This window comes from Tsuneonella sp. HG094 (assembly GCF_053819285.1).
On record NZ_JBSORA010000001.1, the window covers coordinates 2047836 to 2059492 of the forward strand.

An 11657-nucleotide genomic window follows, 5' to 3' on the forward strand; every position below is an offset into this window, starting at 1 on the left:
TCAGACACCATAAGGTCGCGCATACCGATTCGTTCTGAAGGAGCCGGACATGCACGAGAACCATCATCACCACGACTGCACGCATGGTTCGCGCGCGGCCCCGCAGGGCGGACACGAGCACGGGATGACGACTGACCCCGTCTGCGGCATGAAGGTGGATAGCCGAACCAGCCCTCACCGGTTCGAGCTCGACGGAAAGCCCTACTGGTTCTGCAGTGCGAGTTGTCTGGCAAAGTTCAGCGCCGATCCGGAGGGCTACCTTTCCGGCGCGGCTTCGGGAGCTACGAAGGCCGATCTGTCGGACGTGCCCGCCGGCACGATCTGGACCTGCCCCATGCATCTCCAAATCCGCCAGGACGGTCCCGGCACCTGCCCCATCTGCGGCATGGCGTTGGAGCCCCTCGAGCCGACGCTGAAGGAAGGCCCGAACCCCGAACTCATAGACATGACGCGGCGCTTCTGGGTGAGCGCCGCGTTCAGCGTCCCGCTTGTCGTTCTGGTCGTCCTGATGGAGCTAGTCGGCTGGGAAGTAATGCCCATGCGTATGTCCCAATGGGTGCAGCTGGTGCTCGCGGCGCCGGTCGTCCTGTGGGGCGGCTGGCCGTTCTTCGAGCGGTTCTGGCAGTCGCTGCGGACCCGCAACCTCAATATGTTCACGCTGATCGGGCTCGGCGTCGGGGTCGCGTTCGGCTACAGCGTGGTCGCGACCGTCGCGCCACAGATTTTTCCTCCAGCGCTCCGGACGATGGGCGGCATGGTGCCGGTCTATTTCGAGGCCGCGGCCGTCATCACCACGCTCGTGCTGCTCGGTCAGGTTCTCGAGCTGCGCGCGCGCTCCGCCACCGGAAAGGCGATCCGCGCCTTGCTCGGCCTGGCTCCCAAGACAGCCCGCAAGGTCAACTCCGACGGTAACGACGAGGACGTCGAGCTGGACCTCGTCCAGGTCGGCGATCTTCTGCGCATCCGACCCGGCGAGAAGGTGCCGGTCGACGGCATCGTGGTCGAGGGCAGGAGCTCGATCGATGAGTCGATGATCAGCGGCGAGCCCGTTCCGGTCGAGAAGGGGGAAGGCGACCGGGTCACCGGCGCCACGGTGAATGGTACCGGCGGTCTGGTCATGCGCGCCGATCGCGTGGGACGCGATACCATGCTCTCGCAGATCGTCCGCATGGTGGCCGACGCGCAGCGTTCGCGTGCACCGATCCAGGCGCTTGCGGACAGGGTCTCCGGCTGGTTCGTCCCGGGTGTGGTCCTGATCGCCATCGCTACCTTCATCGTCTGGAATTTCGTCGGACCTGAGCCGCGCGCCGCGCACGCCCTGGTCAATGCGGTGGCGGTCCTCATCATCGCGTGTCCCTGTGCGCTGGGTCTGGCGACGCCGATGTCGATCATGGTGGGAACCGGCCGGGGGGCGACATCCGGAGTATTGGTCAAGAACGCCGAAGCGCTCGAACTTACCGAAAGGATCGATACGCTGGTCGTCGACAAGACCGGCACCCTGACGGTCGGCAAGCCGAAGCTGGTCAAAATCCAGCCGGCGGATGGCTTCGACGAGAACGAGATCCTCCGCCTCGCCGCGGCGCTGGAGCGGGGCAGCGAGCATCCACTGGCTGCGGCGATCGTCGAAGGTGCACAGGACCGGGGGATCGTATTGCCGGAGAGCGCCGATTTTGCCTCGGTAACGGGCAAGGGCGTGACCGGCCAGGTGGATGGCCGCCGGGTCGCGTTGGGCAACGCTGCGCTCCTTGAAACGGTCGGAGCGGACATCAGCCCGCTCGAAAGCCAGGCGGACCAGCATCGTTCAGAAGGCGAGGGCGTCATGTTCGTCGCTATCGACGGGAGGCTGGCCGGCATCGTGGTGGTGGCAGATCCGATCAAGGACAGCGCTGCCGAGGCCGTCGCGGAGCTCCGCCAGAGCGGCATCCACGTCGTGATGATGACCGGCGACAATCGCCGGACGGCCGAAGCGGTCGCACGCCGGGTCGGGATCGACGAGGTGATGGCCGATGTCCTTCCGCAGCAGAAGCAAGCGAAGGTGGAGGAGCTTCGTCGCGCAGGGCGGCGTGTGGCGATGGCGGGGGATGGTATCAACGACGCTCCTGCTCTCGCAGCCGCCGATGTCGGCATTGCGATGGGCACGGGCACCGACGTGGCGATGGAAAGCGCGGCGATCACCCTGGTGCAGGGCGATCTGCGGGGCATCGTCCGCGCGCGCAAGCTCAGCCGCGCGACCATGGCGAATATCCGGCAGAACCTGTTCTTCTCGTTCGTGTTCAACGCCGCCGGCGTGCCCATCGCAGCCGGGGTTCTGTACCCGTGGTTCGGCGTCCTACTGAGTCCGATCATCGCAGGTGCGGCGATGGCGTTCAGTTCGGTGGCGGTCATCGGCAATTCGCTGCGCTTGCGGAGCATCCACTTGTGAAGATCGGCGAAGCTTCCAGCGCGTCCGGCGTGAGCCAGCGAATGATCCGGCATTACGAGAAGGTGGGCTTGATCACTGCTGCCCCAAGGAGAGATTCGGGATACCGGGACTATGATCGGACAGACGTTCACACGCTCGCTTTCATCGGGCGGGCTCGCGATCTGGGGTTCGGTATCGAGGAAATTCGGCAGCTGCTGGGACTCTGGCAGGATCGCAGCCGCGCCAGTGCCGAAGTCAAGGCACTTGCTCTCGCCCGTGCGGCCGAATTGAAGGCCAAGTCTCGGCAGCTGGATTCGATGCGGCGATCGCTCGAGCGTCTGGCCGCCGAGTGTCACGGCGACCAAATGCCCGATTGCCCCATCCTCGATGACCTTGAGTCCGTGGGATGATCCGGGCGCATAAGGGCAAACGCGGGAAGCACGCGCGTACCTTCGACCTCACAAGAAAATTGACCCCTGCTCCGCCCGAGCCTAGGACAAATGCCTGATGCTCCGTCGTCTCCATCTCATCCTGGCAGCGCTGGCCATGCTCGTCGCCCCTCTGGCGATGCAGTCGGGCATGGCCATGGCGGCGATGCCTATGGAACATCGTGAGATGGCGCAGTCAGGGCATTGCGGCGACGAGGATTCCGGCAGCGAAGACGAGCCCGCTGCGATGACGCAGTGCTGTGTCGCGATGTGTTCCGCCTTGGCCCCGCTCGGCGCGGCCGCGATCGAACCGATCGCTTATCATGTACCCATCCTCGCCGAGTTCCGATCGAGCGGGCATCGGGCGTTCCTGGCAAAGCTGCCCACGCCCCCTCCCAGACTTGCGTGAAATCGTCCTTTTTCGATTTCACGGAGTACCGAAACATGAACAAGTTGATCACTGCGGTCGCGCTCGCGATCGCCCTTCCCGGCGTCGCGCACGCCCAGGCTGCTCCTGCGGAGAAGCCCAAAATGGAATGCTGCGAGAAGATGAAAGAGAAGTGCGCGTGCTGCGACAAGATTGCGAAGCCGGCCAGCGGCACTGAGGCGCCTTCTTCCGATCCGCATGCAGGCCACGACATGACGCCTACGGCCCCGGCCGGTGGGCACTCGAACCACTAGGCACGACTGACCTGCCGACGGGCCCTCGCGTCCGTCGGCAGATCGTCGTCACGTTGGTGAGCCAAGGAATCCCCGATGAATGAACTCGTCCTCGGACGGCGTGCGCTGCTGCGCGCCGCCGCCGTCTCCGGCGCAGGTTTCGGCCTTGCGCAGGCTCTGCCCGCTTGGGCTCAGCCGCTCTCGAAAGGCCTGGTGCGCCCGCTGCCGACAGTCAGCGGCAACGACATTGCGCTCGCCATCGGTCAGGTCAGCGTCGAGGTCGACGGCAAAGTCAGCCGTGCGATCGGCATCAACGGCACCGTGCCGGGACCGCTGATCCGCCTGAAGGAAGGCCAGCGCGTCCGCCTGCGCGTGCAGAACACGCTCGACGAAGACAGCTCGATCCACTGGCACGGCCTCCTGGTGCCGTTCGAGATGGACGGTGTTCCTGGTGTCAGCTTTCCCGGCATCATGCCGCGCTCGACATTCGACTACGAGTTCGATCTCAGCCACGCGGGAACCTACTGGTACCACAGCCACAGCGCCTATCAGGAAGAGGACGGCGTCTACGGTCCGATCGTGATCGATCCTGCCGGGCCCGACCCGGTGGCCTATGACCGCGAGCATGTGCTGGTTCTGTCGGACCACAGCCCGCTTGCGGGCGCGACGATCTACCGCAAGCTCAAGCAGATGGGCGGGCCCTATTTCAACCGCCAGCGGATGACGCTGTCGGGCCTGATGGCCGGTAAGGACCTTACCGCGCGGGAGCGCTGGGAATGGGCGCAAATGCGGATGGATGCGGCGGACATCGCGGACGTCACCGGCTCGACCTACGCGTTCACCATCAACGGATTCGGACCTTACGACAACTGGACCGGGCTGTTCACGCCAGGTGAGCGGGTAAGGCTCCGCGTCATCAACGCCTCGGCGCAGACGACTTTCAACATCCGCATCCCCGGCCTCCCGATGACGGTCGTGCAGGCCGACGGCCTCAATGTGCGGCCCGTGACCGTAGAGGAGTTCCAGATCGGCACCGCGGAGACCTACGACGTCATCGTCACTCCCGAAGATCAGCCCTACAGTTTCGTCAGCGAGGCGAGCGACCGGTCAGGCCTGGGCCGGGCCACGCTTGCCCCGCGCGAGGGCATGAGTGCGCCGGTTCCGCCGCTGCGCCCGCGCCCGCTGCTCACCATGAAGGACATGGGCATGGGCGACATGGACCATTCCGGCATGGGACATGGCGGTATGGATCATGGCGCGATGGGCAGTGGATCAACTGCCCCTGCGAAGACGCGCGGCGTCGATCCGACTGCCCGACAGAACGCCTCCGGCGAGTTGTGGAAGCTTACCGGCTGGAAGGAGACAGGCGCTGCGGCGGCAACAGCAGCGGCTGGGATGCCGGGTATGGATCACGCGGCGATGGGGCACGGCCCGAGCGCTAGCCCGGCCACAGCCTCCACCCCTGTCGATCACGCTGCGATGGGCCATTCGATACCCGCGCCAGCGTCAGCAGGCCAAGCCGCCGCTCCGATGGATCACGGCTCGATGGGCATGCGGGACTTCGCCAACGCGCCGCAGGTCGACAAGAACCCCGGCGTGCAGACAATCTCGCCGATGCCGGTCGACCGCATGGGCGATCCGGGGACGGGCCTGGAAGACGTCGGCCATCGGGTGCTGACCTACCGCGATCTCATGGCGCTCGAGCGCAATCCAGATGTCCGCGCGCCGTCGCGCCAGCTCGACATCCACCTTACCGGCAACATGGAACGCTACATGTGGTCCTTCGACGGCGTGAAGATGAGCGAGCCGGCCGAGCCGATCCCGTTCCGCCATAACGAGCGCGTGCGCGTGCGGCTGGTCAACGACACGATGATGCAGCACCCCATCCACCTCCACGGCCACTTCTTCGAGCTGGTGACCGGACACGGCGCCCTTAGCCCCCGCAAGCACACGGTGAACGTTCAGCCGGGGGGCACGGCGACCTTCGACGTTACCCTCGACGCACAGGGCGACTGGGCCTTCCACTGCCACAATCTCTATCACATGACTGCCGGGATGATGCGTGTCGTCACCGTGCGTCCCGACAATGGAGACGCGTAAGATGATCTCGCTCCACAGACTTCCGCTCCTTGCGCTGGCGGCCTTCGCCGGCGTGCCTGCACTCGGACAGGACCAGTCCGCGGCGCCCAAGCAGCCCGCTCCGGCGGCGCTGACCTGCACGCCCGAACACGCCGCCATGGGCCATTGCACGCTGCCCAAGCCTTTGCCCGCAGCAAAGTCGGAACCGACCCGACAGAGCCAGCCTGCGTGCGCTCCGGAACACGCGGCGATGGGGCATTGCACGGCCCCGGTGGCGCCACCCCCGGCTCCCGAGGCGGCGCTTCAGGCTCAACCGGCCTGCACCCCCGAACACGCCGCGATGGGTCACTGTACGCTTCCCTCGCCCGTTCACGCGACACCGCAACCGGTGCCGCCAATCCAGTCGACATGCACACCGGAGCATGCGGCGATGGGGCATTGCTCGATTCCGGCACCACAACTCGCGCAGCCGGCTGCATGTTCTCCGGAACACGCGGCGATGGGGCATTGCACCCCGACCGCGAGATTGGGGGCCGAGGGAACGGACCTGCCGGCGGGCTCGGGATCGGCTCCGCCGGTGCCCACCGACTACGCGGCAGATGCGATCTATGGACCGTCCGCGATGGCGATGGGGCGTCACCATCTCTCGCTGCATCACGGCGGCCAGAACTTCTTCATGGCGATCCTCAACGTCGCCGAGGTGAAGGTCAAGGATGGGCGCGATGCCTACGAGTGGGGCGGCGAAGCCTGGTATGGCGGCGACATAAACCGGCTGGTCGTCAAGACCGAAGGCGAGGGCGAGTTCGGGGCTGGCTTGGAATCCGCCGAGGTCCAGGCGCTCTACAGCCGCGCCATCGGGCCTTACTTCGATCTTCAGACGGGCATCCGCTATGACTTCGAGCCCGACCCATCGCGCGTTTACGCCGCGGTCGGGTTCGAGGGGCTCGCACCGGGCTTCTTCGATGTCGAGGGCGCACTGTTCCTGTCGGACCGGGGCGAGCTGATGGGACGGCTGGAGGGCTATTACGACCAGCGCATCACCCAGAAGTTGATCCTGCAGCCACGGGCCGAGCTCAATTTCGCGGCTCAGAGCAGCCAGGACATTGGTGTCGGCGCGGGCCTGACCGATGCAGAGATCGGCGTCCGGCTGCGCTACGACATCGCGCGCGAATTCGCTCCTTACGTGGGCGTCCAATACGAGCGGGCGTTCGGCAGGACGCGTGATTTCCTGCGGGACGAAGGCGAATCGCCCGGAGGCTTCAGCTTCCTGGCGGGCATTCGCTTCTGGTTCTGAGGGGAGAAGAACAATGCTGATAACAACCATGATCGCTGCCGCGCTGTCCGCCCAGGCGGCACCCGAGGCTCATGGCTCGCACGCCGCGCCGGTAGCGGCGCAGCCCGCTTCGCTGAGCGCGGACGAGAGCGCCGTTCGCGCGGTGCTGGCGCGCTATAAGTCTGCGATCGAGCGGCTGGATGCGTCCGGAACCGAAGCGCTCTTCACCGACGATTCTGCAGTGTTCGAGACCGGCGGGGTCGAAGGGTCATACAAGGAGTATCTCGCGCACCATCTGGGGCCGGAACTCGCGGCGTTCCGTTCATTCGCGTTCTCAGACTACACGGTCGCGGTCCGCATGGAAGGCGATCTCGCGCTCGCGACCGAGACCTACAATTACCGGATCGAGACCAAGAGTGGAGAGATCGCGATGCGAAAGGGCGTTGCAACGAGCGTTCTCATCCGGACTGCGGATGGCTGGAAGATACTGGTCATGCACAATTCGGCGCGCAAGCCGAAGGGGGCCTAGATGGCCTCGTTCACTCGACGTTCTCAAGCATGGCTGGCGCGGTCGGTGCTGGCGATACTGGCAGGCATTGCCGTGCTGTCGATGCCAGCTGCGCCCGTCTCGGCGCACAAGGATCACAAGGCGAAGCAGGAGGCAGCGCAACTCGAAGCACAGCGCGCGGCTGCGAGTGGATCGGCGCAAAGTGCTCCCATGGCGCACGACATGGCGATGCCGGGTCATGCCACGGCCATGGCCGCCATGGACGAGATAGACGATCCGCCGAAGAGCTTCGCGGCGCGGCTGCTCGACTGGCTCGGCCGCTTCCATCCGATGCTGGTGCATTTTCCGATCGCTTTCATCCCTGCGGCGCTTTTCACCGCGATCGTCGGGCGCAAGCGGCCGGGGTTCGCCAAGCCCGTCCAGTTCCTCGTGGTGACCGCGGGGGTGACAGCACCGTTCGCCATGATCTCTGGTTGGCTGAGCGGCGGGTTCGAACTCGGCCTCGACGACTGGATGATGCAGAGCCACCGCTGGCTCGGGACCGGCATCGGGATCGGGGCGTTCGCCTTGGGTGTGTTCGCGCTCAGGCGCCCCGAGCAAGACCGCGGCTCCGGCATGATCGTCGGTCTGTCGATCCTGACAGCGGCGATCCTCGTGCAGGGGTGGTTCGGCGGTGCGCTCGTGCACGGCGTCGATCACCTGAACTGGTAAGGAGAACGACCGATGGAAGACCGCGCAAAGTCCGCGCATCACGAGGTGGGCTCAAAGCCCTACATGATGCTGGCCGTCAATCTCGGCCTGAGCCTGCTGGTGATGTATGTCGCCATGTTCGCCATGATCTGGAGCTGGGGCGAGTTCATCCAAAACGTGAACTTCTTTTACATGGCGCTGGTCATGTGGGCGCCGATGGGCGCGATCATGCTTGCGACAATGGGAGGCATGTATCGCAACCGGAAGCTCAACGCCGCGCTCTATGTAGCCTTTGCGGCGATCCTCGTCCTGTCGCTTGTCGGCATCCGGCAACAGAGCCTCGTCGGCGATGACCAGTTCCTGCGTTCGATGATCCCGCACCACTCAGGGGCTATCCTGATGTGCGAGGAAGCCAAGCTCACTGACCCCGAGATACGCCGGCTCTGCGGCGAGATCATCCAGGCTCAGAGAGACGAAATTGCCGAGATGAAGCGGATCATGGACCGCCTCTGACCCGATACGCCCTAGAATCACGGAGATACACAATGACCAAACTCACCGGAATTGCCGCACTTGCGCTGCTCGCATCGCTGGGCGCCTGCGGAAGCGCCGACCAGCCTGCCGAAGACACCGCCCCTGATGCCGCGATGACGATGGACGGCCCCTACGCTGAGTCCGAGATGGCGATGGACAAGGCCATGAAGGATGCCGTCGGCGTCGATGCTGCCGATACCTGGGTTAAGAAAATGATCGCGCATCACGAAGGCGCGATCGACATGTCGCGGATCGCGCTGGGCCTGGAGCCCACGGCCAATGTCGCGAAAATGGCGCAGATGACGATCGACAAGCAGGGCGCCGAGATCGAAGCGCTCAAGGCGCTGGCCCGCAATGGTGCGGCCAATCCCACCAGCGCCAAGCTTTACGAAGCCGCGATGACCGAAATGCACTCTGACATGATGGCGGCATCGGGCTCGACCCCTTCGGAAACCTACCTTACCAAGATGCTGGCGCACCATCGCGGTGCCGTCGCGATGTCGGACATCGCACTCGCAAATGGCGCGAGCGGTGCGGTGCGCGCACAAATCGAGGAGACGCGGGCTGAACAGCTGAAGGAAGTGGGGATGGTCGAAGCCATGCTGCGCGGCGAGCCGATGGCCATGCAGGCGCAAGCCAAGAGCGAAACCTCTGCGCCGGCGGCTACCGCGAAACCTGCTGCTCCGAAGGCTGCCGCTGCAAAGCCGGCCCCGGCCAAAGCGGCTGCGCCCAAGCCCTCGGCGGAGCCTGCAGCGGAGCCCGACGCGTCGCCTACCTGCGCTCCCGAACATCGGGAAGCGGGCCACTGCTGATCGCCCCTTGATGGCCCCGGCGAGAACTTCGCCGGGGCCACTCTCATCCAAAGCCGGAGCTTTCGCCCGCAGATGCGAACCCACGTAATCGCCCGCAAGACGCATAAATGGTTTGGGCTGTTCGTCGGCCTGCAGGTGGTCGTCTGGTCGCTTAGCGGCCTTTACATGACCATCGTCCATATCGATACGATCCACGGCGACCAACTCGTTCGCGAGGCGTCCAGTCCGGGCGTCCATGCGGGCGCCTTGCGGGATCCGCTCGCGCTTGCCGCCCGGGAGAAAGCGTCCAGCATCAGGCTGGCCTGGGTCGATGAGCGCCCGATCTATGTCACCGAAGGGCCCTCGGGAGAGCGCGCCTTCGGGGCAACCTCGGCTAAGCGGTTGAACCCGCCGAACGAGCAGGCAATCAGAGCCCTGGCTTCGTCGTACTATACCGGGCCCGAGTCCATCGCATCGGCCGAACTCATTGCGGATGTGCCCGGGGAAATCCGCGGACGAACGCCTCCGCTCTGGCGGGTGGAGTTCGATCATTGGAACAGTCCGACCTTCTATCTCTCACCGGTTACCGGCGAACTGTTGTCGCGCCGGCACGAACTGTGGCGCGTGTTCGACTTCGTGTGGATGCTCCACATCATGGATTATGACGAGCGCGAGAACGTCAACAACTCCCTTCTTCGCGTCTTCACGTGGGGCGCGGTACTGATGGCGCTCTCGGGCATCTGGTTGCTTTTCCATGCCTTCCCCAAGCGCAAGAAGAAGGGGCGCAGCACTCCATGACAATCAAGTCGATCTGGCTGCGGAAAATCCACAAGTGGGTCGGGCTGGCGATCGGCCTGCAGTTCGTGATCTGGGCGATCAGTGGCGCCGCGATGGCGCTGCTCGACATGGAGACAGTTGCCGGAGGCCCCCAGCCTCAAGCGACCCAAGCGGCACTCGCTGGCGAGGCGACCGCGTGGCCAGCAATCGTCCGCCAATTGGGTAGCGCAAAAATCGAGGGGTTGCGGCTGAAGACTCTGCTTGATCGGCCGGTGGTCGAAGTGCGAACCGCGCGATTTGTCCGGATGTTCGACGCCCAAACAGGGGTCCGACTGACGATTGACGGGGCCGCCGCCCGCGCCATCGCGCAGTCAAGCCATCCCAATGGGGCACGTCCCGGCGCGGCGAAGCTTCTTACCGAGCGATCGCTGCCGGTCAGGGACCACGAGCCGCCGATCTGGCAGGTCGATTTCGCCGACGACAACGCGAGCACCTATTACGTGTCGGCCACCACGGGCGCCGTGCTCGAGCGGCGGAATGACACCTGGCGCTGGTGGGATTTCTTCTGGATGCTCCACAACATGGATTACGTCGACAGGATGAGCTTCAACCATCCGCTGATCATCACCGCCGGCGTCGCGATGGCGTGGCTGGCGGTGACCGGGTTCTGGCTGCTGTTCCGGACGATGTGGCGGCACGATTTCGCTTGGGTCCGCGCGCGCGAGGGAAGCATGTCTCGGTGAGATGCAGCAATCTACGCGTTCGCCACTGCCTTGCGTGGCCAAGACCTGGCTGTTCATCAGCCCGTGCGTCTCGCCGCTGGATTCGGGATACTCCCACGCTCTGTGCCGCATTTCGCGCTGATGGCCCGCGTTCCTATGAGCGACTGGAGTGGGAAAAGGGACGATGAGCTGAAGCCTAACGCGTCGGTTCGGACACCTCACGTACGAGATCGCCAGTCGCGTGCTCACTAGCATGGCGCGCAATATCAGCTTGGGACACGATCCCGCAGCACTTGCCGGCGTCATCGACGACGGGGAGACGACGGACTTGGTTCTCTTCCATCTTTTTGCAGCATTCAGCCACGCTCGCATCAATGGTCACGGTGACGGGGGATGGTGACATGATCTCCTCCACCTTCGTTTCGGCAGATTTGCCCTGGGCAACGCAGCGGCAAGCGATGTCGCGATCGGTAATGACGCCGACCAGCTCGCCTTCCGCGTTGGTCACGGGAATTAGACCGCAGTCGTTGCTTGCCATCAGCGAAGCCGCTTCCTTCACACTGGCTGACGGGCTGCAGCATGCCGGATCCTTTGTCATCAGTTCGCGAATTTCCACGTCATCTCTCCTAGGCCTTTTGGCAAATGGTTGCGCTGCTATGGCGCGCTCACTCGTTTAACGCAGGGCCCTGCCCCCTCGTTCCTTTCGATCCGATGATATGGTGCCTTCGACCGACGAGCAGCCATTCGGACGAAGATCCATATAAGCGTCGTTGAAGCGCCTGAGTTCGGCTGCG

The 11657-nt window shown here is 64.6% G+C and carries 13 protein-coding genes; 12 read left to right on the plus strand and 1 reads right to left on the minus strand.

What is annotated here, in order from left to right; genetic code table 11:
• Positions 1-49 precede the first annotated feature (49 nt).
• The 12 genes from ACWPMX_RS10170 (at position 50) to ACWPMX_RS10225 (ending at position 10884) form a co-directional block, all read left to right on the plus strand.
• A complete protein-coding gene (locus tag ACWPMX_RS10170) occupies positions 50-2422 on the plus strand; it encodes a heavy metal translocating P-type ATPase (protein ID WP_455699901.1) in 2373 nt (790 codons plus the stop codon).
• Positions 2419-2811 carry a Cu(I)-responsive transcriptional regulator gene (cueR, locus tag ACWPMX_RS10175; RefSeq protein WP_131621749.1) on the plus strand — a complete coding sequence of 131 codons (393 nt, stop codon included), beginning with the start codon at positions 2419-2421 and terminating at the stop codon, positions 2809-2811. Before ACWPMX_RS10170 ends, cueR begins: the two co-directional genes overlap by 4 nt.
• Positions 2812-2908: 97 nt before the next feature.
• Positions 2909-3238, plus strand: coding sequence for a hypothetical protein (locus ACWPMX_RS10180; RefSeq protein ID WP_455699902.1), 330 nt, complete (start codon positions 2909-2911; stop codon positions 3236-3238).
• 35 nt (positions 3239-3273) lie between these two features.
• Complete coding sequence (locus tag ACWPMX_RS10185; RefSeq protein ID WP_455699903.1) at positions 3274-3510, plus strand: hypothetical protein; 237 nt, start codon at positions 3274-3276, stop codon at positions 3508-3510.
• A gap of 75 nt (positions 3511-3585) precedes the next feature.
• Positions 3586-5589 (plus strand): copper resistance system multicopper oxidase, encoded by a 2004-nt coding sequence (locus ACWPMX_RS10190; RefSeq protein WP_455699904.1) that lies wholly within the window; start codon positions 3586-3588, stop codon positions 5587-5589.
• Position 5590: 1 nt separating this feature from the next.
• The gene (locus ACWPMX_RS10195) at positions 5591-6862 is read left to right on the plus strand and encodes a copper resistance protein B (RefSeq protein ID WP_455699905.1); all 1272 of its coding nucleotides are present in this window, start codon (positions 5591-5593) and stop codon (positions 6860-6862) included.
• 13 nt (positions 6863-6875) lie between these two features.
• Positions 6876-7370, plus strand: coding sequence for a YybH family protein (locus ACWPMX_RS10200; RefSeq protein ID WP_207912130.1), 495 nt, complete (start codon positions 6876-6878; stop codon positions 7368-7370).
• The gene (locus ACWPMX_RS10205; RefSeq protein WP_131621739.1) at positions 7371-8060 is read left to right on the plus strand and encodes a DUF2231 domain-containing protein; all 690 of its coding nucleotides are present in this window, start codon (positions 7371-7373) and stop codon (positions 8058-8060) included. It abuts the gene before it with no gap.
• A gap of 12 nt (positions 8061-8072) precedes the next feature.
• A complete protein-coding gene (locus ACWPMX_RS10210) occupies positions 8073-8552 on the plus strand; it encodes a DUF305 domain-containing protein (protein WP_131621737.1) in 480 nt (159 codons plus the stop codon).
• A 32-nt stretch (positions 8553-8584) separates the two neighbouring features.
• On the plus strand, positions 8585-9385 hold the full coding sequence (locus ACWPMX_RS10215) for a DUF305 domain-containing protein (protein ID WP_455699906.1): 801 nt from the start codon (positions 8585-8587) through the stop codon (positions 9383-9385).
• Positions 9386-9457: 72 nt separating this feature from the next.
• Positions 9458-10162 (plus strand): PepSY domain-containing protein, encoded by a 705-nt coding sequence (locus ACWPMX_RS10220; protein ID WP_455699907.1) that lies wholly within the window; start codon positions 9458-9460, stop codon positions 10160-10162.
• On the plus strand, positions 10159-10884 hold the full coding sequence (locus tag ACWPMX_RS10225; protein WP_455699908.1) for a PepSY domain-containing protein: 726 nt from the start codon (positions 10159-10161) through the stop codon (positions 10882-10884). The genes ACWPMX_RS10220 and ACWPMX_RS10225 overlap by 4 nt, the downstream gene beginning before the upstream one ends.
• Positions 10885-11059: 175 nt before the next feature.
• On the opposite strand, the gene ACWPMX_RS10230 is transcribed toward ACWPMX_RS10225, so the two are convergent.
• Positions 11060-11479 carry a CBS domain-containing protein gene (locus ACWPMX_RS10230; RefSeq protein ID WP_131621730.1) on the minus strand — a complete coding sequence of 140 codons (420 nt, stop codon included), beginning with the start codon at positions 11477-11479 and terminating at the stop codon, positions 11060-11062.
• Positions 11480-11657 lie beyond the last annotated feature (178 nt).